27 protein-coding genes and 1 tRNA gene are annotated in these 20,464 nt (G+C 60.7%); 7 read left to right on the forward strand and 21 right to left on the reverse strand.

Annotation, left to right across the window (positions count from 1 at the left end; all coding sequences use genetic code 11):
• Nucleotides 1-2 precede the first annotated feature (2 nt).
• Nucleotides 3-224 (reverse strand): hypothetical protein, encoded by a 222-nt coding sequence (locus KVG96_RS14705; protein ID WP_225927415.1) that lies wholly within the window; start codon nt 222-224, stop codon nt 3-5.
• A 73-nt stretch (nt 225-297) separates the two neighbouring features.
• Entirely contained in the window at nt 298-597 is a 300-nt protein-coding gene (locus KVG96_RS14710) for a DUF6388 family protein (protein ID WP_217892802.1), read from the reverse strand.
• A gap of 376 nt (nt 598-973) precedes the next feature.
• Between KVG96_RS14710 and KVG96_RS14715 the strand changes: the two genes are divergently transcribed.
• Genes KVG96_RS14715 through KVG96_RS14730 form a run of 4 tightly spaced genes read left to right on the forward strand, consistent with a single transcriptional unit; the run spans nt 974 to nt 2,856 of the window.
• Entirely contained in the window at nt 974-1,159 is a 186-nt protein-coding gene (locus KVG96_RS14715) for a hypothetical protein (protein WP_217892803.1), read from the forward strand.
• On the forward strand, nt 1,152-1,520 hold the full coding sequence (locus KVG96_RS14720) for a hypothetical protein (RefSeq protein ID WP_217892804.1): 369 nt from the start codon (nt 1,152-1,154) through the stop codon (nt 1,518-1,520). Before KVG96_RS14715 ends, KVG96_RS14720 begins: the two co-directional genes overlap by 8 nt.
• 11 nt (nt 1,521-1,531) lie before the next feature.
• Nucleotides 1,532-1,744: a hypothetical protein gene (locus KVG96_RS14725; protein ID WP_217892805.1), complete on the forward strand. Its 213-nt coding sequence runs from the start codon at nt 1,532-1,534 to the stop codon at nt 1,742-1,744.
• Complete coding sequence (locus tag KVG96_RS14730; RefSeq protein WP_217892806.1) at nt 1,744-2,856, forward strand: tyrosine-type recombinase/integrase; 1,113 nt, start codon at nt 1,744-1,746, stop codon at nt 2,854-2,856. The genes KVG96_RS14725 and KVG96_RS14730 overlap by 1 nt, the downstream gene beginning before the upstream one ends.
• An 89-nt stretch (nt 2,857-2,945) precedes the next feature.
• On the opposite strand, the gene KVG96_RS14735 is transcribed toward KVG96_RS14730, so the two are convergent.
• The 9 genes from KVG96_RS14735 to thrS form a co-directional block, all read right to left on the reverse strand.
• A tRNA-Pro gene (locus KVG96_RS14735) sits at nt 2,946-3,022 on the reverse strand.
• An 89-nt stretch (nt 3,023-3,111) separates the two neighbouring features.
• Complete coding sequence (locus KVG96_RS14740) at nt 3,112-3,468, reverse strand: MerR family transcriptional regulator (protein ID WP_085577450.1); 357 nt, start codon at nt 3,466-3,468, stop codon at nt 3,112-3,114.
• Complete coding sequence (ihfA, locus tag KVG96_RS14745) at nt 3,449-3,751, reverse strand: integration host factor subunit alpha (protein WP_002553164.1); 303 nt, start codon at nt 3,749-3,751, stop codon at nt 3,449-3,451. Before ihfA ends, KVG96_RS14740 begins: the two co-directional genes overlap by 20 nt.
• A 3-nt stretch (nt 3,752-3,754) precedes the next feature.
• Nucleotides 3,755-6,133 carry a phenylalanine--tRNA ligase subunit beta gene (pheT, locus tag KVG96_RS14750; protein WP_217892807.1) on the reverse strand — a complete coding sequence of 793 codons (2,379 nt, stop codon included), beginning with the start codon at nt 6,131-6,133 and terminating at the stop codon, nt 3,755-3,757.
• Nucleotides 6,134-6,159: 26 nt separating this feature from the next.
• The gene (gene pheS / locus KVG96_RS14755; protein WP_085577452.1) at nt 6,160-7,176 is read right to left on the reverse strand and encodes a phenylalanine--tRNA ligase subunit alpha; all 1,017 of its coding nucleotides are present in this window, start codon (nt 7,174-7,176) and stop codon (nt 6,160-6,162) included.
• 109 nt (nt 7,177-7,285) lie between these two features.
• A complete protein-coding gene (gene rplT / locus KVG96_RS14760) occupies nt 7,286-7,642 on the reverse strand; it encodes a 50S ribosomal protein L20 (RefSeq protein ID WP_085577453.1) in 357 nt (118 codons plus the stop codon).
• Between the two features lie 30 nt (nt 7,643-7,672).
• Nucleotides 7,673-7,867, reverse strand: a complete 195-nt coding sequence (gene rpmI, locus KVG96_RS14765) for a 50S ribosomal protein L35 (protein ID WP_002553160.1) — start codon at nt 7,865-7,867, stop codon at nt 7,673-7,675.
• A 60-nt stretch (nt 7,868-7,927) separates the two neighbouring features.
• Nucleotides 7,928-8,479, reverse strand: coding sequence for a translation initiation factor IF-3 (infC, locus tag KVG96_RS14770; RefSeq protein WP_170929973.1), 552 nt, complete (start codon nt 8,477-8,479; stop codon nt 7,928-7,930).
• Nucleotides 8,479-10,401, reverse strand: coding sequence for a threonine--tRNA ligase (gene thrS, locus KVG96_RS14775; RefSeq protein WP_217892808.1), 1,923 nt, complete (start codon nt 10,399-10,401; stop codon nt 8,479-8,481). Before thrS ends, infC begins: the two co-directional genes overlap by 1 nt.
• A 355-nt stretch (nt 10,402-10,756) precedes the next feature.
• Between thrS and KVG96_RS14780 the strand changes: the two genes are divergently transcribed.
• Together KVG96_RS14780 and KVG96_RS14785 are read left to right on the forward strand one after the other, a co-directional pair.
• A complete protein-coding gene (locus KVG96_RS14780) occupies nt 10,757-11,059 on the forward strand; it encodes a hypothetical protein (RefSeq protein ID WP_217892809.1) in 303 nt (100 codons plus the stop codon).
• Between the two features lie 290 nt (nt 11,060-11,349).
• Entirely contained in the window at nt 11,350-11,562 is a 213-nt protein-coding gene (locus tag KVG96_RS14785; RefSeq protein ID WP_085577457.1) for a cold-shock protein, read from the forward strand.
• 70 nt (nt 11,563-11,632) lie between these two features.
• Here KVG96_RS14785 and KVG96_RS14790 read toward each other — a convergent pair whose 3' ends face one another.
• Both KVG96_RS14790 and KVG96_RS14795 read right to left on the reverse strand, forming a co-directional pair.
• Nucleotides 11,633-11,950, reverse strand: a complete 318-nt coding sequence (locus KVG96_RS14790) for an I78 family peptidase inhibitor (protein ID WP_217892810.1) — start codon at nt 11,948-11,950, stop codon at nt 11,633-11,635.
• Between the two features lie 167 nt (nt 11,951-12,117).
• Nucleotides 12,118-12,423 carry a hypothetical protein gene (locus KVG96_RS14795; RefSeq protein WP_217892811.1) on the reverse strand — a complete coding sequence of 102 codons (306 nt, stop codon included), beginning with the start codon at nt 12,421-12,423 and terminating at the stop codon, nt 12,118-12,120.
• 131 nt (nt 12,424-12,554) lie between these two features.
• Between KVG96_RS14795 and KVG96_RS14800 the strand changes: the two genes are divergently transcribed.
• Nucleotides 12,555-12,767 carry a hypothetical protein gene (locus tag KVG96_RS14800; RefSeq protein WP_217892812.1) on the forward strand — a complete coding sequence of 71 codons (213 nt, stop codon included), beginning with the start codon at nt 12,555-12,557 and terminating at the stop codon, nt 12,765-12,767.
• 34 nt (nt 12,768-12,801) lie between these two features.
• Here KVG96_RS14800 and KVG96_RS14805 read toward each other — a convergent pair whose 3' ends face one another.
• The 8 genes from KVG96_RS14805 to KVG96_RS14840 form a co-directional block, all read right to left on the reverse strand.
• Complete coding sequence (locus KVG96_RS14805) at nt 12,802-13,830, reverse strand: nucleoside hydrolase (protein ID WP_217892813.1); 1,029 nt, start codon at nt 13,828-13,830, stop codon at nt 12,802-12,804.
• A 44-nt stretch (nt 13,831-13,874) separates the two neighbouring features.
• The gene (rbsD, locus tag KVG96_RS14810; protein ID WP_217892814.1) at nt 13,875-14,279 is read right to left on the reverse strand and encodes a D-ribose pyranase; all 405 of its coding nucleotides are present in this window, start codon (nt 14,277-14,279) and stop codon (nt 13,875-13,877) included.
• Nucleotides 14,276-15,193, reverse strand: coding sequence for a ribokinase (gene rbsK / locus KVG96_RS14815; protein WP_217892815.1), 918 nt, complete (start codon nt 15,191-15,193; stop codon nt 14,276-14,278). The genes rbsD and rbsK overlap by 4 nt, the downstream gene beginning before the upstream one ends.
• 24 nt (nt 15,194-15,217) lie before the next feature.
• Nucleotides 15,218-16,237, reverse strand: coding sequence for a LacI family DNA-binding transcriptional regulator (locus KVG96_RS14820; RefSeq protein ID WP_217892816.1), 1,020 nt, complete (start codon nt 16,235-16,237; stop codon nt 15,218-15,220).
• Nucleotides 16,238-16,240: 3 nt separating this feature from the next.
• Nucleotides 16,241-17,218 carry an ABC transporter permease gene (locus KVG96_RS14825; RefSeq protein ID WP_217892817.1) on the reverse strand — a complete coding sequence of 326 codons (978 nt, stop codon included), beginning with the start codon at nt 17,216-17,218 and terminating at the stop codon, nt 16,241-16,243.
• Complete coding sequence (locus KVG96_RS14830) at nt 17,215-18,768, reverse strand: sugar ABC transporter ATP-binding protein (RefSeq protein ID WP_217892818.1); 1,554 nt, start codon at nt 18,766-18,768, stop codon at nt 17,215-17,217. Before KVG96_RS14830 ends, KVG96_RS14825 begins: the two co-directional genes overlap by 4 nt.
• 55 nt (nt 18,769-18,823) lie before the next feature.
• Nucleotides 18,824-19,780 carry a sugar ABC transporter substrate-binding protein gene (locus KVG96_RS14835; protein WP_217892819.1) on the reverse strand — a complete coding sequence of 319 codons (957 nt, stop codon included), beginning with the start codon at nt 19,778-19,780 and terminating at the stop codon, nt 18,824-18,826.
• 199 nt (nt 19,781-19,979) lie between these two features.
• Nucleotides 19,980-20,423: a hypothetical protein gene (locus KVG96_RS14840; protein WP_217892820.1), complete on the reverse strand. Its 444-nt coding sequence runs from the start codon at nt 20,421-20,423 to the stop codon at nt 19,980-19,982.
• Nucleotides 20,424-20,464: the final 41 nt, after the last annotated feature.

A 20,464-nucleotide genomic window follows, 5' to 3' on the forward strand; every position in this document is an offset into this window, starting at 1 on the left:
TCTCAGGTCAAATGAGAGTTCTGACGAGACAACACCATTTCCTCAAGGATCTCCCGGGCCAGCTTGGCGACACCGGCCTCGCCGTGATAACACCGCCTGTTGATGTTGGCTATCGCGAACTGATGACCATCCGGCCCAGTCACTTCGACCGCCAGGGTGGTGTCGGGGTTGATTGAACATTCCACGATGCACTGCGGCAAGCGGTGAAAACTCGCTTTTTTCAATGCCCTGATCGCTACCAAGCGCGCCGCAAGGGGCGCCTAAGAATCCCATCAGCTATCAGAAAGCTTCTGGCAGCTAGATCAGCTTATCCAGTCCCAGGGCTTCAGCCTCTTCCCGATCGCCTTGCTCACGAAGATGCTGCACATCGACCCCACTACCTTCTACGAGCGTCAGCATGTATGTCCAGGGAAGAAGACCACAGTCTGCAGCGGCTTCTTGGATAGCTCGCTGCAGTAGCTGCTCACGCTGCTGCGCGGCGGTGATCCCCAGGAAGTCAGCTTCCGCAGGATCCAGCTCCTGCAGCGCTGCCTGCAGAGACGCATTTCCCTTCAGGTGAATCCTCGTGGCTAGCTCGTACACTTCATCAGTCGTCATCACATACTCTTCCTTGGAAGCCTTTGCCTGGGGGAATCAGCATCACGGGATCTGAAGCTCCCCCAGGCTATATCGTCATCAGACCCGCACCTAGCAGCGGCGTAGAGAAATTCCATTGCTCGAAATCTAGCACCATTGAATCTCCGCGACGAGCGGCCACAGGCGTGGGCCGCCCGGAAACGCGGATCGCAGATAACATTTAGCAATTTGCATTGATTGTAATTTTAGCTTTTGCTAATGTTGATTCACATCTCCTTTGCCTCATGGCGAAGCCAAAGCTCTTGATCGTCCTGCGCGAACGCCAACAACCGCGGCAGGACTTTGCTCGCCCGGGAGAAATTACCCTGTTGGCATTGCACGACGGAGAGAACACGTGATGACGACTCAAGCACAGAACCAAGCAAGCGAATTCGCGGAGTTCGGCCAGCGCCTGATAGACCTGGGCATGGCGATGAAGCGGGATCAGACGACCGTGCGCGATCTGCAGGTGCTGGCCAAGGCCTGCGGCATCAAGCTGCTGAACCTTCGTTCGGTTCCCAAGGCGGAATTGAACAATGGCTAGAACAATTCTGCGTGCCCACAGCGCCGGTATCCACTTCTACCTGAACAGTGAAAGCTCATCGCCCAACACCGGGCACAGGAACCGCTATCGGTTGTTCAAGACCGAGAACCATGGCGCCGTTAAGTCGGGCTGGATTCAGGTTGGTTCGGTTGCAGGACAAGAACTGATTGCCATCGGAGATGAAAAGGCCTTGTTCGAAGCTTGCGAGAGGCTGTTCGCTAGCAAGCATCCACGGGCCTACCAACACCATGGAACGATACGAGGAAAGCCAGGGCGCTGGGAGGGTGTCGCGTTCCCTAATAGGAAAAGCCAGCCGGCGGTTCGAAGCAGCGAACCGCCGATTGATCAACCGGATGTCTAGAGAGCACCGCCATGAAGCGAGAGCTGATCAAGATCAGTGAATTCCAGCGCCGGCATTGGGGCGATCGGGGCACTCCACCCTGTTCGCAGGCGATCCGCAACTACATCAGAAACGGCCAGGTGCCCGGCGAGCAGATCGGCAAGCTCTGGTATGTGGACTGGATCGCTTTCACTCGAACCCACGGCAACGAGCTCGTTGCAATGGTGCTGAAGGGAGCGGCGTGATGGTTCCCCGGCCGCGCAAGCCTGCCAACAAGGGGCTGCCACAAAACCTGTACTACGATGCGCGACGCTCAACCTACCGCTACCGGCGCCCTACAGACGGAAAGTGGTTCCCGTTCGGCGCCGACCGCGTCAAAGCGATCGCTGCCGCAAAACAGCTAAACCTTGAGTTCATGAAGGGGGCAGACCTGGTGGGTGCTGTGTTGGATATCGCTACCGAGACCTTCGCCAGCTTCCTAGACACCTATGAGCGCGACGTCCTCCCGCCGCGGGAGCTGGCCAAGGGCACCCTGGGACTGTACGCGGTGCATTTCCGCCGATTCCGCAAGCAGTTCGAGGGCAAGGCCGTCGACCAGATCACCATCCGCATGATTGCGGAGATGCTGGACGCCCTCACGCCCCGCACTGCCAACCAGTGCCGTGCCCTGCTGATCGACATCTTCAACCATGCGGCAGCGAAGGGCCTTTGCCCGGACAACCCTGCGGCCAGCACCATCAACCGAATCGAGAAAAAGCAGCGCAAGCGCCATACCGTAGAGGGCCTCAAATCGATCCGAGAGAAGTCGCCAGGCTGGCTGCAGAACGCGATAGACCTTGCCCTGATCACCGCCCAGCGCCGGACGGACATCCTCAATATGCGGTTCGATGGGGTTCGTGAGGGGTATCTGTACGTGGTGCAGCAGAAGACGGCGAAAGCCACCGATGCTGCGTGGATCCGCTTCAAGGTGACCGACGAGCTCCAAGCCGTTATCGGCCGCTGCCGTGACGAGGTTCCCTCCCCTTACCTGGTTCACCGGCGTCCGGATCGCCTGAAGCAGAAGCAGGCGCAGACAAAGGAGCACTGGACGCAGGTTGAGGAGCGGTATTTGACACGGGCCTTCAAGGAGGCGCGGGAGGCGGCCGGCTGTTACAAGGGATGGAAGGAGGAGGAAATGCCGGGCTTCCATGAGGTGCGGGCACTGTCGCTGCACCTGTATCAGAAAGCCGGAAAGGACGGGCAGAAAATCGCCGGTCATGCCAGCGAGAGCATGACCAAAAACTACCAACGCGACCATGCTGAAGTCGTCTGGTCGGAGGCGATTCCAGACCTGAATATCAGCGAAATCACCGGGTAGTTTTGCGCCAGTTTTGCACCAGTTTTGCGCAGGCACAAAAAAGCCGATCTAGCTGATCGGCTTAAGTGTCTGATTTTACTCAGGAATAATGGTCGGGACGGAGTGATTCGAACACTCGACCCCTAGCACCCCATGCTAGTGCGCTACCGGACTGCGCTACGCCCCGACTAGGCGTGAATCTCGTTCCTCGTCTCGAGGAACGCTCAAGAATATATCGCAAGCTTTTGAAAACTGGAAGTATTTAAAAGCAGGAATTTATTGCTTGAGCACCACCAGCACATCTTCAAGCTCGGCGATCATCTGGCGGATCATCTGTTTGTACTGCGTGGTGTCGTCTTTGGCCTCATCGCCGGACAGCCGTAGACGTGCACCACCGATGGTGAAGCCTTGATCGTAAAGGAGTGCGCGGATCTGCCGGATCATCAGCACGTCCTGGCGCTGATAATACCGGCGGTTTCCGCGCCGCTTGACGGGGTTGAGCTGAGGAAACTCCTGCTCCCAGTAGCGCAGCACGTGCGGTTTCACCGCACACAGCTCGCTGACTTCACCGATGGTGAAGTAGCGTTTGCCCGGGATGACGGGAAGTTCGTCGTTATGACTTGGTTCCAGCATAAGCCTCAACTCGGGCCTTCAACTTCTGCCCTGGACGAAAGGTGACCACACGGCGAGCCGTGATCGGGATTTCTTCCCCCGTTTTCGGGTTGCGGCCAGGCCGCTGGCGTTTGTCCCGAAGGTCGAAATTGCCGAAACCCGACAATTTGACCTGCTCGTTGTCTTCAAGAGCGTGCCTGATTTCCTCGAAAAACAGTTCGACCAACTCCTTGGCTTCCCGCTTGTTCAGGCCCAGCTCTTCATACAGACGTTCCGCCATCTCAGCTTTCGTCAAAGCCCCCATACGTCACTTCCTTAACGTGGCGTTCAACCTTTGTTCGAGCGAGGTGAGGATGTTTTGCGTCGTCGAATTCACCTCATCGTCATTAAGAGTGCGCGATGGATGCTGCCAGGTCAAGCCGACGGCAAGGCTTTTTCTATGCGGATCAATGCCTTTACCCTGATAGACGTCAAACAGCCTGAGATCTGTCAGCCATTCACCTGCATTTTCACGGATTACGTCTAGAACAGCACTGGCGGCGACGTCTTTGTCGGCCAACAGCGCCAGGTCACGACGCACTTCAGGAAAACGCGACAACTCACGGAATTCAGGCATTTTGCCCTGCGCCACTTCAGCCAGGACCAGCTCGAAAACAAAGACCGGACGATCAAGGCCCAAGGCTTTCGACAGTTCAGGATGAATGGCACCGATGAAGCCGACTTCACGGCCGTCTCGCTCGATGCGTGCGGTCTGACCCGGATGCAACGCAGGGTGCTTGCCCGGTACGAAAGTGAAAGCACCCAATGCACCGGCGAAGCCCAGCACCGCTTCCACATCGGCCTTGACGTCGAAGAAGTCGACGGCGTCGCGACCTTGCGCCCAGCCTTCCGGCAGACGGCTGCCGCAGACCACACCGGCGAGCATCGGTTCTTGCTTGAGCCCTTCCAGCTGACCGACAAAGCGCAGGCCGCTCTCGAACAGACGGACGCGATCCTGCTGACGGTTCAGGTTGTGCTGGAGCACTTTGACCAGCCCCGGCCACAGCGACGAACGCATGGCGGCCATGTCGTTGGAGATCGGGTTGGCCAACAGCAAAGGCTCGACGCCTGGATTGAACAGCTCGAACTGCTTCGGATCGATGAAGCTGTAGGTGATCGCTTCCTGATAGCCGCGAGCCACCAGCAGACGACGCAACTCCGGCAGATCGCTGCGCGCTTCCGCCTTGGCCTGCGGAGCCAGACGGGCTTGCGGGTAGCGAACCGGCAGACGGTTGTAGCCGTAAAGGCGTGCCAGCTCTTCGATCAGGTCGACTTCCAGACTGATGTCGAAACGGTGGCTTGGCACCTCGACACGCCACTGCCCTGCTCCGTCGGCCGAGATTTTCAGGCCCAAGGCGCCGAGAAGACGCTCGACTTCGGCCGAATCCATTTCCATGCCCAGCATCTGTGCGATGCGCTGCGCACGCAGGGTGATCGGCGCGATCGACGGCAGATGCGGCTCGCTTACCGTTTCGATGATCGGCCCGGCTTCGCCGCCGGTGATGTCCAGCAGCAGGCCAGTGGCGCGCTCCATGGCTTCACGGGCCAGTTGCCAGTCCACGCCACGCTCGTAGCGGTGAGAGGCATCGGTATGCAGACCGTAGGAACGTGCCTTGCCGGCGACCGCGATCTGGTCGAAGAACGCGCTTTCAAGGAACACGTCGCGGGTGGTCGCGGAGACGCCGCTGTGCTCGCCCCCCATGACACCGGCAATCGCCAGCGCGCGGGTGTGGTCGGCGATCACCAGCGTATCGCTGCGCAGGCTGACTTCCTGGCCGTCGAGCAGCACCAGTTTCTCGCCCTCTTCCGCCATGCGTACGCGGATTCCGCCATTGATCTCGGCCAGGTCGAAGGCATGCAGCGGCTGACCGAGCTCGAGCATCACGTAGTTGGTGATGTCCACGGCGGCATCGATGCTGCGCACGTCCGCACGACGCAGACGCTCGACCATCCACAGCGGGGTTGGCCGGGACAGATCCACATTGCGGATCACACGACCCAGATAGCGCGGGCAAGCGGTCGGCGCCAGCACGTCGACCGGACGCACCTCATCGTGAGCCGCCGGCACCGGGGCCACGACCGGGCGCACCACCGGCACGTCGTACAGCGCACCGACTTCACGGGCCAGGCCGGCCAGCGACAGGCAGTCGCCACGGTTCGGGGTCAGGTCGACCTCGATGCTGGCATCTTCCAGATCCAGGTAAACGCGGAAATCCGTACCTACCGGCGCATCGGCCGGCAGTTCCATCAAACCGTCGTTGCCTTCACCGACCTGCAGCTCGGATTGCGAGCAGAGCATGCCGTTGGACTCGACGCCCCGCAGCTTGGCCTTCTTGATCTTGAAGTCGCCCGGCAGTTCGGCGCCGATCATGGCGAACGGAATCTTCAGGCCAGGGCGCACATTCGGCGCACCGCACACGACCTGAAACGTTTCGCTGCCGTTGCTCACCTGGCAAACGCGCAGCTTGTCGGCGTCCGGGTGCTGCTCGGTGCTCAGCACCTCGCCCACCACCACGCCGCTGAATGCGCCGGCAGCCGGGGTGACGCTATCGACCTCGAGACCGGCCATCGACAGACGGGCAACCAGCCCGTCACGATCTACCTGCGGGCTGACCCAGCCGCGCAGCCATTGTTCACTGAATTTCATCCTGCTCTCCTAAGAATTCGTTACGACTAGCGAAATTGCGCGAGGAACCGCAAGTCGTTGTCGAAGAACAGACGCAAGTCGTTCACGCCGTAACGCAGCATGGCCAGACGCTCGACACCCATGCCGAAGGCGAAGCCCGAGAACTCTTCCGGATCGATGCCGGACATGCGCAGCACGTTCGGGTGAACCATGCCGCAGCCCATCACTTCCAGCCAGCCGGTCTGCTTGCAGACGCGGCAGCCTTTGCCGCTGCACATCACGCATTCCATGTCGACTTCGGCGGACGGCTCGGTGAACGGGAAGTAGGAAGGACGGAAGCGCACGGCCAGTTCCTTCTCGAAGAACACCCGCAGAAACTCTTCGATGGTGCCCTTGAGGTCGGCGAAGTTGATGTCGCGGTCGACCAGCAGGCCTTCGACCTGGTGGAACATCGGCGAGTGGGTGATATCGGAGTCGCTGCGGTACACGCGACCCGGGCATACGATGCGGATCGGCGGTTTTTTCGACTCCATGGTGCGGACCTGTACCGGCGAGGTATGGGTGCGCAGCAGCATGTTCGCATTGAAATAGAAGGTGTCATGCATCGACCGGGCCGGGTGATGGCCTGGGATGTTGAGCGCCTCGAAGTTGTGGTAGTCGTCTTCGACCTCAGGGCCTTCGGCGATGCCGTAGCCGATGCGGGTGAAGAACTGTTCGACGCGTTCCAGAGTCCGGGTCACCGGATGCAGGCCACCCGAAGTCTGACCGCGGCCCGGCAGGGTCACGTCAATGGACTCGGCGGACAGTTTGGCGGCCAGCTCGGCCTCTTCAAACAGAGCCTTGCGCGCATTGAGAACCTCTGTGACACGCTCCTTGGCAACGTTGATCAGGGCGCCGACCTGCGGACGCTCCTCTGCCGGCAGGTTGCCCAGGGTCTTCATCACCTGAGTCAGCTCGCCCTTCTTGCCAAGGTAGTGAACCCGGATTTGCTCCAGGGCATTGATATCTTCAGCGCTTTGCACAGCCTCTAGTGCTTGAGAGACCAGCGCATCCAGGTTTTCCATGTACAGACTCCAGATACGAAATAGGGGAAGAGCTTGAAGGCTCTTCCCCTATTTATGACGTTTAACACCTGACCCCACAGATGCAGGGCCGGGTGACTGTCGGGGGTACTTAAGCCAAGGTGGCTTTAGCTTTCTCGACAATCGCAGCAAACGCCGCTTTTTCGTTCACTGCCAGATCAGCCAGAACCTTACGGTCGATCTCGATGGACGCTTTTTTCAGGCCGGCGATGAAACGGCTGTAGGACAGACCGTTGGTACGAGCACCAGCGTTGATACGGGCGATCCACAGAGCGCGGAACTGACGTTTTTTCTGACGACGGTCACGGTAGGCGTATTGGCCTGCCTTGATTACCGCTTGCTTGGCAACACGGAACACGCGCGAACGTGCGCCGTAGTAGCCTTTAGCAAGTTTCAGAATTTTTTTGTGACGCTTACGGGCAATGACGCCACGCTTTACACGAGCCATGAGTTACTTCCTCTATTCTTGATCCAAAAATTAACGAAGGCGCAGCATGCGCTCGACTTTTGCCACGTCAGACGGATGCAGCAGGCTGCTTCCGCGCAGTTGACGCTTACGCTTGGTCGACATTTTGGTCAGGATGTGGCTCTTGAAAGCGTGCTTGTGCTTGATGCCGTTAGCAGTTTTCAGAAACCGCTTGGCAGCACCGCTTTTGGTTTTCATCTTTGGCATGTTCGGATACTCCGCATTCAGTGGATAAACATAATCAGAAGGCCTGCCGTGCCCTGTTGATTACTTCTTCTTTTTCGGGGCGATGACCATGATCAGCTGGCGTCCTTCCATCTTAGGATGCTGTTCGACCGATCCGTACTCGAGCAGGTCTTGTTCGACCCGCTTGAGGAGATCCATCCCCAGCTCCTGGTGGGCCATCTCACGGCCGCGGAATCGCAAGGAAACCTTGGCCCTGTCCCCGTCACTCAGGAAACGTACCAGGTTGCGTAGTTTTACCTGGTAATCCCCTTCCTCCGTCCCTGGACGAAACTTGATTTCTTTGACCTGAATCTGCTTCTGGTTCTTCTTCGCCGCAGCAATCTGCTTCTTCTTTTCGAAGATCGATTTGCCGTAGTCCATCACCCGGCAAACCGGCGGGACTGCGTCGGCGGAGATTTCCACCAGATCAAGCTTGGCTTCTTCAGCTATACGAAGCGCTTCATCAATCGAGACGATGCCAATCTGCTCGCCGTCAGCGCCAATTAACCGAACCTCGCGTGCCGAGATATTCTCGTTGATCGGGGCCTTCGGTGCAGTTCGTTTATCCTGTCTCATTTCACGCTTAATAATAATTACTCCGAATCTTGGCGACCACGCCGGGAAACCGCTTGCGCGAGGAACTCGGCGAACTGGGCGACCGGCATCGAGCCGAGGTCTGCACCTTCACGAGTACGCACAGCGACAGTCTGCATCTCGACTTCCTTATCCCCAATAACCAAGAGATATGGAACCTTGAGCAAAGTATGCTCGCGGATTTTAAAGCCGATCTTTTCATTTCTCAAGTCAGACTTGGCACGAAACCCGCTTTCGTTGAGAGTTTTTTCGACCTGGGCGACGAAATCCGCCTGTTTGTCGGTGATGTTCATGATCACCGCCTGGGTCGGCGCCAGCCACGCAGGGAATGCCCCTTCGTAGTGCTCGATCAGAATCCCGACGAAACGCTCGAACGAACCGAGGATCGCCCGGTGCAGCATCACCGGATGCTTGCGGCTGTTGTCTTCGGAAACGTACTCGGCACCGAGGCGCACAGGCAGGTTGAAGTCGAGCTGCAAGGTGCCGCACTGCCATACGCGGCCGAGGCAGTCCTTGAGCGAGAACTCGATCTTCGGACCGTAGAACGCACCCTCGCCCGGCTGCAGGTCATAAGGCAGGCCCGCGCTGTCGAGCGCCGCCGCCAGCGCCGACTCGGCACGATCCCACAGCTCGTCGGAACCGACGCGCTTTTCCGGACGGGTGGACAGCTTCATTTCGATGTCCTTGAAGCCGAAGTCGGCGTAGACATCCATGGTCAGCTTGATGAACGCAGCGGATTCGGCCTGCATCTGCTCTTCGGTGCAGAAGATGTGCGCATCGTCCTGAGTGAACGCACGTACGCGCATGATGCCGTGCAAGGCGCCGGACGGCTCGTTGCGGTGGCAGGCGCCGAACTCGGCCAGGCGCATCGGCAGCTCACGGTAGCTTTTCAGGCCCTGGTTGAACACCTGCACGTGGCACGGGCAGTTCATCGGCTTGATCGCGTAGTCGCGGCTTTCCGACTCGGTGGTGAACATGTTGTCGGCGTAGTTGGCCCAGTGCCCGGACTTTTCCCACAGACTGCGGTCAACGACCTGCGGTGTCTTGATCTCGAGATAGCCGTTGTCGCGCTGCACCTTGCGCATGTACTGCTCAAGCACCTGGTAGAGCGTCCAGCCGTTCGGGTGCCAGAACACCATGCCCGGCGCTTCTTCCTGGGTATGGAACAGCCCGAGACGCTTGCCGATCTTGCGGTGGTCGCGCTTTTCGGCTTCTTCGATGCGCTGAATGTAGGCGGCCAGCTGCTTCTTGTCTGCCCAGGCCGTGCCGTAGACGCGCTGAAGTTGCTCGTTCTTGGCATCGCCGCGCCAGTAGGCGCCGGACAGCTTGGTGAGCTTGAAGGACTTCAGGAAACGGGTGTTCGGCACGTGCGGGCCACGGCACATGTCGACGTATTCTTCGTGATAGTACAGGCCCATGGCCTGTTCGTTCGGCATGTCCTCGACCAGGCGCAGCTTGTAGTCTTCGCCGCGGGACTTGAACACTTCGATCACTTGCGCGCGCGGAGTGACCTTCTTGATGACGTCGTAATCCTTGTCGATCAACTGCTGCATGCGCTGTTCGATGGCGGCCATGTCTTCCGGCGTGAAAGGACGCTCGAAGGCGATGTCGTAGTAGAAGCCTTCGTCGATGACCGGGCCGATGACCATCTTGGCGGTCGGGTACAGCTGCTTGACCGCGTGGCCGACCAGGTGGGCGCAAGAGTGGCGAATGATCTCCAGCCCCTCTTCATCCTTTGGCGTGATGATTTGCAGCGTCGAGTCGCCGTCGATGATATCGCAAGCGTCGACCAGCCGACCGTTGACCTTGCCGGCCAGGGTGGCCTTGGCCAGGCCCGCGCCAATGGATGCGGCGACCTCGGCTACGGAAACCGGATGATCGAAAGAACGTTGACTGCCGTCGGGAAGAGTAATAGTTGGCATGGCGCCTCCTCTCCTAGTGGTGACCCCTACCAAAGGTCACGTGGGTTGGGATGAGCCAGTACAAGATCCGATCCAGGCCATTCAATGACGAACGCCTGCCTTACAGCGGCAGGAGCCTTGCGGCCAACCGGAAAACCGAACCAGAGTGACTGGGATTCAAACAGAAACACGGGAGCCGCATGGGCCGTGGAGGCCTGCGGTCGCCCGAGCCCGGCATGCTAGCACAGATGAACGGCTGCGGAGGCTTCAAGGTTGCAATCCAGAGCAGATCATCCGTTTTTATGCCAGAGTGATGAACTTGATCCGTCCTTCGCCCATCTGATGAAGGACATTGACCCACAAGGAGCATCTTCGCATGCGTCTGCACACCCTTTTCGCCGCTCTCGCCCCCGTAGTTCTGCTGCTGCCGCTGAGCGCCCATGCCGACTGGCCGAAAGGCGAGCGCGAGAAATACATGGCGCAGTGCACCCAGGCGGCGACACCGCAGATCGGCGCTGCGGCCGCCAAGTCCCATTGCGCCTGCGGCGCCGACGCCATCAAGTCTTACCCGGCCAGTGACATTCAGGCCCTGATGGACAACAAGGCCAGCGAGGCGCTGCAACAGAAAGCCTTGGGCCAGATCGCCAAATGCAAGGCCAACGTCCCCGCGAAAAAATGAGCGAACGGCGTGCCTGAGGCCCCCGGACACGGGAAAAAGGCCAGCAAATGACGAATTTCCACCTGTTTCGTGCAGGTTTTACAGGTTTTTTACTGATACCCCAAAGCCCTTGAAAGCCTGTCAAACCGGGGCCTCCAGCCGAAACAACCTGCAAAGAAAACACGACTGATTGGCAAACAACACCTGCGGGGGGCTACCAAAGCGAACATTTCGACTATGATACCCCGGTGTGCCCAGTTGGCCTGAGCAGCACAGCACTACTGAAAATATATGTTTCTTGGAGATACACCATGTCTAATCGCCAATCCGGCACCGTCAAATGGTTCAACGATGAAAAAGGCTTCGGCTTCATCACTCCTCAAGGTGGCGGTGACGACCTGTTCGTACACTTCAAAGCTATCGAAGTTGACGGTTTCAAAAGCCTGAAAGAAGGCCAAGCCGTATCCTTCGTGGCTGAGAAAGGCCAAAAGGGTATGCAAGCTGCACAAGTTCGCCCAGAGTAATCTCCCGGCGCACAAAAAAACCCCGTCCATGTGACGGGGTTTTTTATGCCTGCCGAAAAGCCCGCAGCGATCAGCCGCAGCTGGCGCGGGTGACGATCAGATCGTTGTCGGTGTTCAGGTTCAGGCGGTCGGAACGGTACTCCAGGGTGATCATGTCATTCGGCTTGAGGAACCGGGCGTTCTGCGCACCGGCACGGGTGCGGGCCTGATCCAGAAGTTCCGGCGAGGCCTTTTTGCCGACGGCGAACTCTGCGGCCGATGCCTCGCAGCGGCCATGACCGGACTCGCTGGCCACAGGATCCTTAGCCGGCTCACTCGAAGTCGCACTGCAACCGGCCAGCATGGCAATGGTCGCGAGCGCGCCCAGCGACATGAATTTAATAGGCATGAAGCCTCCTTTTCCAATGGTTGTTTCGAGATCGTGCGACCACCAATCCTGCGTTTGGTTTCACGGCGGGGCTGATGCTCCCCTCCTCCACGATCACAAAGGTGCCGAGTGTGCCTGAACGACGGGCCATGCTTCACTCCGCAATCGTGACTGAATATTAACCGGCCTCAGTAAACGTCGATGTAGTCGAACGGCGGATTCGGCCAGTTGTCCTTGAGCGCGTTGTAGATCTGCATCACCCAGACCTCATCGCTCGCCGCCACACGCCCGACGCACCCTAAACCCTTGGCCCAGGTCTCCAGACGGAACGACAGGCCGTCGACGTCTTGACCGCCGGTCACGCCCGAAGAGATATAGGCCATCCCTCCTTTGGTCACCCGCAACTGCGTGTGCGCATCGTCACTGGCCTCGGCCAGCAACCGGCGCACAGCCTCGAGCGTCAAGCCATCGGGAGCATTCAAGTCAATCTGCACGGTGCAATCCTGGGTTCGGTCGGAAACGACCAAGTGTCGCACAGCCCTGCGCCCATGCCTAAGTCGCAGTGCCAAACGCCTGGCAACATGATTTACTCAAGGCTCCGACAGACCCGACTCCAGAGCCCGCCATGACCACCGTAAGCATCACCGCCGACATCAAGGCCATCTGGCCCCAGGGGCACAGCTCCTACAGCCCGGGCAGCCCGGAAGAGCTTGCGCTGATCAGCGTCGATTTGCTGGTGCGGACGCTCGGCACGCAAGGCGCGCGGTCATTCATCGATCAGGTCTTCGAGAAGTACCCCGACGACTTCCAGGGCACTCCGGACAGCGAAAGGGAATAGAAGCCCGCAAGCTCGAAGCTTGCGGGCGCATCATTCATTTCAAACGTTTCAGGCGCTCGGTCAGCAGGTCGAAGAAGCCCTGGGCATCGCCGTTCTCCACCCAGAATGCGTTCTTCGGCTGTTTCAGGCCGTCGTACCAATCAACGATGGTCTGACCGAAAGTCGGCCCTTCACGGCTGTCCACCACCACATTCACCGAACGGCCGGTGAACAGCTGAGGCTTGAGCAGGTAGGCGATCACCGTGGCGTCATGCACCGGGCCACCCGGGATCCCGTAGTGCTCCATGTCGCCTTTGATGTATTCGTTGAGGATGTCGCCGACGATCTTGCTGGCATTGTTGTTCAGCGCCGCGATCTGCTTCAGCCGTGCGTCGCTGGTGAGCACCTTGTGGGTGACATCAAGCGGCAGGTAGGTCAGCTTCACGCCGCTCTTGAGCACCACCTCGGCCGCTTGAGGGTCGGCGAACAGGTTGAACTCCGCCACCGGGGTGATGTTGCCGCCGTTGAAGTGCGCACCGCCCATGATCACCACTTCCTTGATGCCCTGGACGATCTCCGGTTCCTGGATCAGCGCCAGCGCCAGGTTGGTCTGCGGGCCGAGCATGGCGATGGTGATGCTGTGGGGCTTGGCCTTTTTGAGCGTGTCGATCAGGTAGTTGACCGCATTGCCTTCGGCCAGGCCTTTCTTCGGTTCGTGAACGGCGACTCCCGACAGGCCTTCCTTGCCATGGATGTTTTCGGCATAGATCGGTGTGCGCATCAGCGGCTTGGGAGCACCCGCATACACCGGCACGTCTTCGCGCCCTGCCCACTCGCGGGCCAGCCGGGCGTTGCGCGAGGTCTTGTCCAGGCGCACGTTGCCCGCCACGGTGGTCAAGGCGCGGATGTTCAGCTCATCCGGCGACGCCAGGGCGAACAACAGGGCGACCACATCGTCGGCGCCCGGGTCGGTGTCGATGATCAGGTCGATCTTTTCCGCCGCCTGGGCGCCGGTCGCGGTCAGTAGGGACAAAAGCAGCAGGCTCCGGAACAGTTGAGGCAGTTTTTTAGCATAGCGGCGCATGGCGCACTCCTTGTGCATGTGAAATCGAATGGGTTTGCGACCCGTCAGAAGGTGACGCCGGCCACCAGCACGATGTTGCAGTACGGCTGGCATTCGCCCGTACGGACAATCGCCCGCGCCTGGCGACTAAGCGCCTTGAACTGCTCATGGCTGAGCAGGTCGCGCCGACCCAACGCCCCTGAGCCGTTCAGCTCATCAAGGACGGCCAACGGCGCGGGACGTCTCTCGAGAATTTCCTGGGCCAGCACATGGCTTTCCACCTGCATCTCGCTGAGCACGACCTTGAGGGTGTCGGTGAACTGCGGAACGCCGTGGGTCAGCGCCAGGTCGATCAGCTCGACACCCGGCGGCACCGGCAGGCCGGCATCCCCGATCACGAGCATGTCGCCGTGACCGAGGGAGGCGATCAGGCGCGACAGGGCGACATTGAGCAAAGGGGTCTTTTTCATGAGGATTTGAATGCCTTCACTTCGGAACGTGTGGGAATGGACGGCTGTGCGCCGGCGCGGGTGACCGATAGCGCCGCGGCGACCTGGCCGTAGCGGATGGCCTGCGCTTCGGACTCGCCGCGCGCCAGCGCCGCGGCGAAACCGCCGACGAATGTGTCGCCCGCCGCCGTGGTGTCGACGGCTTTGACCTTGGGTGCCGGAAAATGCTCGAAGCCTGTGCCGCTGGCGAACAACAGCCCTTGGGCGCCCAGGGTGATGAGCACCTTGCCCGCGCCCAGACCGATCAGATGGCTGGCCGCCCGCTCTGCCGACTCCAGCGAATCCACGGGCAGCCCGCTCAGGGTCGCCGCCTCGCTTTCGTTGGGAATCAGGTAGTCGATGGCGGCGTACCAGTCCGGCGGGAGCGCCCGACCGGCAGGCGCCGGATTGAGGATGACGGTCTTGCCGAGCGCCCGGGCACGCTTGAGGGCGTGACCGACCGTGGCGTCCGGAACCTCGAGCTGGCAGATGACCACATCCGCCGCCTGCAGCACGTCATCGAACCGGTCCACCACAGCCGACGTCAACGCACCGTTGGCACCGGCCACGATAACGATCGCATTCTGACTGTTGTCATCGACCACGATCAGCGCTACGCCGCTGGAGCCCTCGACCGTGCTGACTGCGCGGCAATCGATCCGTTCGGCCAGGAGCGCATCACGCAATTGCGCGCCATACGCATCGTTGCCGACGCAGCCGACCATCGCCACAGCCGCCCCCAACCGGGCGGCCGCCACTGCCTGATTGGCGCCCTTGCCGCCCGGCACGGTGGCGAACGAATGGCCGATCAGCGTCTCGCCGCCAAGGGGCAACCGAGGCGCACGGGTCACCAGATCCATGTTCAGGCTGCCTATTACCACTACATTTGCTGACATACGTCGCTACTCATCAATTCGGTTTCAGCGGTATTCGGTGAACACGCCGAACAGGGGGGCCGTCGACTCACGCAAGACGATGCTCGGCGTGACGATCCGTTGGTCGGTGGCCAGGTTCGGGCTGGCGATCCTGCGCAACAGCACTTCCGCCGCCATTTCCCCCAACTGCAGGATCGACTGGCCGACCGTGGTCAGCGCAGGGTAAACGTACCGGCTCATCTGGATGTCGTCGAAACCGATCACCGACAGCTCGGTGGGCACGCGCACGTTGCGTTCCGCTGCGGCCCGCAGCACACCGATGCCGATCATGTCGTTGCCGGCGAAGATCGCCGTGGGGGGACTGTCTTCGAGCAGCAGGGCCGCCGCGTTGTAGCCGCCGGTGCTGGTGAAGTCGCTTTCCAGTATACGACCGGGCGACACGACCACCCCCGCTTCATCCATTGCCCGACGGAAACCGGCCAGACGCATCTGCGCGACGCTGGTGCCGACCGGCCCGCCGATGGTGGCGATGTCGCGATGCCCCAGCTCCAGCAGGTGACGGGTGGCCAGGTAGGCGCCGTACTCATGGTCGATGCGCACCAGGTCCGCGTCCACGCCGTCCAGGCCACGGTCGACGATGACCATGGGGGTCTTCACCCCGGTCAGGCCCTGGACGAGGCCGTCATCCCCGCCGGCGGAGGCGACGATCAGACCGTCGATGCGTTTTTCCAGCAGAACCCGCAGGTAATTGCGCTGCTTTTCCGGATCGTCATCGGAGTTGCAGAGGATCACGCAGTAACCGTTGCGCTCGCAGTAGTCCTCGATCCCCCGCGCCAGCTCGGCAAAGTACGGGTTGAGGCTGTTGGGCACCAGCAGGCCGATGGTCGCCGTGGTCTTGGCCTTCAGCGAACGCGCCACCGCGCTGGGCACATAATCGAGGCTCTTGATCGCCGCCTCGACCTTCAGGCGCACTTCCTCGCTGACCGGGCGGGTCTTGTTCACGACATGGGACACGGTCGTGTAGGAAATCCCCGCGAGCGCCGCCACATCCTTGATCGTTGCCATGCTTCAGCCCCGCCGTGCAGCGCGTTGGCTGCGGTAGGTGTCCAGCACCACGGCGATGACGATCACGGCCCCGGTGATGATGCGCTTGGTCGGTTCGGTCGCACCGATCTGGGCCAGACCGGCCGCCAGCACGGATATGATCAGCACACCAAAGAAGGTGCTGATCACCGAACCGCGGCCGCCCATCAGGCTGGTGCCGCCGATCACCACGGCGGCGATCACTTGCAGCTCCAGCCCGGAACCGGCGTTCGGATCCGCCGCCTCCAGGCGGGAAATCTGGAACAGCGCGGCAATGCCCGCCAACAGCCCCATGAGGCTGAACACCAAGATCTTGTAGGGTTTAGGATTGATGCCCGCCAGGCGCACGGCTTCCTCATTGGTGCCGATGCCGATCAGGTAACGGCCGAACACGGTGCGCGTCAGCACCGCCTGGGCGATGAAGATCACCAGCAAGGCAATGATGAACGACGGCGAAATGCCGAAGGCGATCGGGTTCGACAGCCAGGCGAACGCATCGCCGATGTAGGCGGTCCGCGAACCGGTCATCTGATACGCCAGGCCGCGGGCCATCTCCAGTACACCAAGCGAGACGATGAACGACGGAATCCGCCAGGCCACGGTGATCGACCCGGTCACCGTGCCCGCCAATGCGGCCACCGCCATGCCCAATACGGCGGCCGGCAATACGCTCCAGCCCCAGCCGAGGATCGCGACGCTGACGGTGGAGGCCGACAGCGCCAGCACCGAACCGACCGACAGATCGATGCCGCCGATGATCAGCACGAAGGTCATGCCCACGGCCAGTACCATCAGGTCAGGGATCTGGTTGGCCAGCGTGGTGAAGGTGTTGTACGACAGAAAGTGGCTGCTCATGACCGAGAACAGCGCGACCATCGCCAGCAAAGCCCCGGCCAACCCCAGATAGGTGCCCAGGCCATAAAGATTGCCACTACGGATGCCGGCGGGAGATGCAGTTTTCATGGGAGATCCCTAGGCGCCGCTTCATTGAGCAACGCATCACGTTTTTGGTAGCCGGCGAACGCGGCGGCAAGCAAGTCATCCTGGGTCCAGCTGTCACGCTCGAAGGTGTCGATCAGACGGCCGGCCGACAGCACACCGATGCGGTCGCAGATCAGCATCAGTTCGCGCAGGTCGCTGGAGACCACCACCAGCGCCTTGCCCTGGCGCGTCAGTTCGCCGAGCAAGGCGTAGATGTCGAACTTGGCGCCGACGTCGATGCCGCGGGTCGGCTCGTCGAACAGCAGCACGTCACAGTCGCGTTCCAGCCAGCGGCCGATCACCACCTTTTGCTGGTTGCCGCCCGACAGCTCGGACACCCGTTGCGCCGGGCTCGAGCTGCGGATGCGCATGGCGCCGATCTGTCGTTGCGCCAGCGAGATTTCCTCGCCGTCATTCAGGACGCCGCCCCGGGAGATCTTCGGCATGTTGCCCAATGCGATGTTGGCGCTGATCGACTGAGTGAGCAGCAACCCCTCGCCCTTGCGGTCTTCGGTGATCAAGGCAATGCCGTTGCGCACCGCGTCGACCGGCGAGCGGACGCTCACCACTTGCGCCGGCGTGCCGAGCGCGATCGTACCGCTGTCTGCGGCATCGGCGCCGAAGATCAGGCGCAGCAACTCGGTGCGCCCTGCGCCGATCAGCCCGGAGATCCCGAAGATCTCGCCGGCCCGCACTTCGAAGGAAACGTCCTGCACCTTGTCGGAACGGCTCAGGCCGTTGACCGTCAGCAGCGGCGCGCCGATCTGGCGCGGCCCCATGTCGATGTGTTCGCCCAACTCCCGGCCGACCATCAGGGTGACCAGTTGCTCGCTGTTGTAATTGGCCATCGGCTCGACACAGACCAGATTGCCGTCCCGCAACACCGCGATGCGCTGGGCAACACGGGCCAGCTCTTCGAGCCGGTGGGAAATGTAGATGATCGAAACGCCACGGGCCTGCAGGCGGGTGATCTGCTCGAACAGCATCTCCACCTCGCGGGCCGTCAGCATGGCCGTCGGCTCATCGAGGATCAACACATGGCAATCGCCGATCAGGTTGCGGGCGATCTCGACCATCTGCTGGTGACCGATGCCCAGCTCACCGACCGGCGTGTCCGGGTCGATGGCCTCCAGCCCGACCTGGGCCATGGCCTCGATGGCGGCCTTGCGCAGTTGCTTGCGGCTGATCCAGCCGCCGTGGTTGGGCAGGTTGTCGAGAAACAGGTTTTCCGCCACCGACAAAGTCGGCAACAGATTGAGTTCCTGCATGACCATGCGCACACCCAGTTCTTCAGCCTGAGTGCGGCTGCCGGGGCTGTAGGCCTTGCCCTGGAACTGCATCTGGCCGGCGGTCGGCGTCACCAGGCCGCCGATGATCTTCGACAGCGTGCTTTTCCCGGCACCGTTTTCGCCGGTCAGCGCCAGGACTTCGCCTCTCATCAGCGTCAGGTCGATGCCGGCAAGCACCGGTTGCGCGTAGGTCTTGCCGATGCCGCTGACCGTGAGGACAGCGTTCGGGGCGGAAACAGACATAAGGAATCTCCATGCGCCTGCCGGAGTCGGCAGGCGCCGTTGTGTCGCCGGAAAACTATTGGGTGACCAGCTCGACCGGCGTTTCGATCACGCCGTTGGCGCCGCTGTCGACTTTCTCGCCCTTGAGGATCTTGAGCGCGGTCTCGATGCCGAACACGGCCTGCTTGGCGGCGAACTGGTCAGCGGTCGCCAGGACGCGACCGTCCTTGAGCATCGGCTTGATGGCATTGATGTTGTCGTAGCCGACCACTTTTACCTGCCCTGCCTTGCCTGCGGCCCGCACGGCCGACACCGCACCGACGGCCATGCTGTCGTTGCCGGCCAGCAGCGCCTTGATTTCCGGGTATTCGCTGAGCATCGAAGAGGCGACCTGGTTGCCTTTGTTGATTTCCCAGTCACCCGACTGCAGCGACACCACCTTGATCTGCGCCGCGTCCATCGCATCCTTGAAGCCTGCGGTGCGGGCCTGGGCGTTGGTCGTGGTGGAGACGCCCTCGATGATGCCGACTTCGTCGCCGGCCTTCAGTTGCTTGGCCAGGTACTCGCCGACCAGGCGAGCGCCCTTGCGGTTGTCGGGCCCCACGAACGGCACGTTGATGTTTTTGCTTTTGACGACAGCCGGATCCAGCTGGTTGTCGATGTTGATGACGGTGATGCCGGCATCCACGGCCTTCTTGATCACCGGCACCATGGCCTTGGAGTCCGCCGGGGCGATGACCAGGGCGTCGACCTTGGAGACGATCATCTGCTCGACGATGCGGATCTGGTTGGCGGTGTCGGTTTCGTCCTTGATGCCGTTGGAGACCAGGTCGAAATCGGCGGCGTGTTCTTTCTGGTACGCCTTGGCGCCGTCTTCCATGGTCAGGAAGAATTCGTTGGCCAGGGATTTCATGACCAGCGCGACCTTGGGTTTTTCGGGAGACTCGGCGAAAGCCGAAGAGACAGGCAGTGCGGCGGATGCGGCAGCCAGCATGGCGACAGCGAGAAGGCGTCCGGCAAATGGCAGCTTCATGGGTTCACTCCGATCTTATGATTATTGTGAGCAACGCTTGCGCTGACGTAAGCTTCGCGGCGTTCCAGAAGGCGAATACGCTACCGGGAATGCCGCGCAAACGTTTGCGTAGACCGAACTATGCGAACCCTGCCGAGATTTGTCAACGACTGGGAATCTGCTTTTTTTGTAGGGCGAATAACCGCAACCGCCCGCGACGTCACACCGAAGTGTTGACCAGATTGCCGCTTCCGGCCTCTTTGGCCAGCTCCTTGACCAGATCGCCAGCGACCTGCGCAATCGCAGCGGCGGTGCCCGATATCTGCCCCTGGATAGCCATCACGGCAGTGGATTTAGCTTCAGGCGTGGGATAGCTGGCGGCTTGCGCGGCGGCCAGTTGCTGTTGCTGCTCCTGCATTTGCTTCTGCAGTTCCTGCATCCGCTTGAGCAACATCTTGACGACAAGGCTGTGGGTGTCGCCGGCGTCTTCTTTGTCCTCGCTCGGCGCTGCGCCGCCGGTTCTGACCTTGCCGTCGTCTTCAACCTGCCCCAGCGCCTGCTCCGAGTTTTCGGCCGTCGCCTCGTTCAGGCTGGCGATCATGGCCGGAGTTTTCCCGCCGATGGTGACTGCGCTGGGATTTGAGAAACCGATGGTCATCGACATGTGAGCTCCTGAGAGAAATGGATTCCTTTGAAAGCAGCATC

The organism is Pseudomonas ekonensis (assembly GCF_019145435.1).
In the GTDB taxonomy this organism is placed as follows: Bacteria; Pseudomonadota; Gammaproteobacteria; order Pseudomonadales; family Pseudomonadaceae; genus Aquipseudomonas; species Aquipseudomonas ekonensis.

Excerpts from the sequence above, each read along its gene's own strand:
- KVG96_RS14710 (WP_217892802.1), bottom strand. The coding sequence starts at position 597 with ATGACGACTGATGAAGTGTACGAGCTAGCCACGAGGATTCACCTGAAG.
- KVG96_RS14715 (WP_217892803.1), top strand. The coding sequence starts at position 974 with ATGACGACTCAAGCACAGAACCAAGCAAGCGAATTCGCGGAGTTCGGC.
- KVG96_RS14720 (WP_217892804.1), top strand. The coding sequence starts at position 1,152 with ATGGCTAGAACAATTCTGCGTGCCCACAGCGCCGGTATCCACTTCTAC.
- KVG96_RS14725 (WP_217892805.1), top strand. The coding sequence starts at position 1,532 with ATGAAGCGAGAGCTGATCAAGATCAGTGAATTCCAGCGCCGGCATTGG.
- KVG96_RS14730 (WP_217892806.1), top strand. The coding sequence starts at position 1,744 with ATGGTTCCCCGGCCGCGCAAGCCTGCCAACAAGGGGCTGCCACAAAAC.
- KVG96_RS14740 (WP_085577450.1), bottom strand. The coding sequence starts at position 3,468 with ATGCTGGAACCAAGTCATAACGACGAACTTCCCGTCATCCCGGGCAAA.
- ihfA (WP_002553164.1), bottom strand. The coding sequence starts at position 3,751 with ATGGGGGCTTTGACGAAAGCTGAGATGGCGGAACGTCTGTATGAAGAG.
- pheT (WP_217892807.1), bottom strand. The coding sequence starts at position 6,133 with ATGAAATTCAGTGAACAATGGCTGCGCGGCTGGGTCAGCCCGCAGGTA.
- pheS (WP_085577452.1), bottom strand. The coding sequence starts at position 7,176 with ATGGAAAACCTGGATGCGCTGGTCTCTCAAGCACTAGAGGCTGTGCAA.
- rplT (WP_085577453.1), bottom strand. The coding sequence starts at position 7,642 with ATGGCTCGTGTAAAGCGTGGCGTCATTGCCCGTAAGCGTCACAAAAAA.
- rpmI (WP_002553160.1), bottom strand. The coding sequence starts at position 7,867 with ATGCCAAAGATGAAAACCAAAAGCGGTGCTGCCAAGCGGTTTCTGAAA.
- thrS (WP_217892808.1), bottom strand. The coding sequence starts at position 10,401 with ATGCCAACTATTACTCTTCCCGACGGCAGTCAACGTTCTTTCGATCAT.
- KVG96_RS14780 (WP_217892809.1), top strand. The coding sequence starts at position 10,757 with ATGCGTCTGCACACCCTTTTCGCCGCTCTCGCCCCCGTAGTTCTGCTG.
- KVG96_RS14785 (WP_085577457.1), top strand. The coding sequence starts at position 11,350 with ATGTCTAATCGCCAATCCGGCACCGTCAAATGGTTCAACGATGAAAAA.
- KVG96_RS14790 (WP_217892810.1), bottom strand. The coding sequence starts at position 11,950 with ATGCCTATTAAATTCATGTCGCTGGGCGCGCTCGCGACCATTGCCATG.
- KVG96_RS14800 (WP_217892812.1), top strand. The coding sequence starts at position 12,555 with ATGACCACCGTAAGCATCACCGCCGACATCAAGGCCATCTGGCCCCAG.
- KVG96_RS14805 (WP_217892813.1), bottom strand. The coding sequence starts at position 13,830 with ATGCGCCGCTATGCTAAAAAACTGCCTCAACTGTTCCGGAGCCTGCTG.
- rbsD (WP_217892814.1), bottom strand. The coding sequence starts at position 14,279 with ATGAAAAAGACCCCTTTGCTCAATGTCGCCCTGTCGCGCCTGATCGCC.
- rbsK (WP_217892815.1), bottom strand. The coding sequence starts at position 15,193 with ATGTCAGCAAATGTAGTGGTAATAGGCAGCCTGAACATGGATCTGGTG.
- KVG96_RS14820 (WP_217892816.1), bottom strand. The coding sequence starts at position 16,237 with ATGGCAACGATCAAGGATGTGGCGGCGCTCGCGGGGATTTCCTACACG.
- KVG96_RS14825 (WP_217892817.1), bottom strand. The coding sequence starts at position 17,218 with ATGAAAACTGCATCTCCCGCCGGCATCCGTAGTGGCAATCTTTATGGC.
- KVG96_RS14830 (WP_217892818.1), bottom strand. The coding sequence starts at position 18,768 with ATGTCTGTTTCCGCCCCGAACGCTGTCCTCACGGTCAGCGGCATCGGC.
- KVG96_RS14835 (WP_217892819.1), bottom strand. The coding sequence starts at position 19,780 with ATGAAGCTGCCATTTGCCGGACGCCTTCTCGCTGTCGCCATGCTGGCT.
- KVG96_RS14840 (WP_217892820.1), bottom strand. The coding sequence starts at position 20,423 with ATGTCGATGACCATCGGTTTCTCAAATCCCAGCGCAGTCACCATCGGC.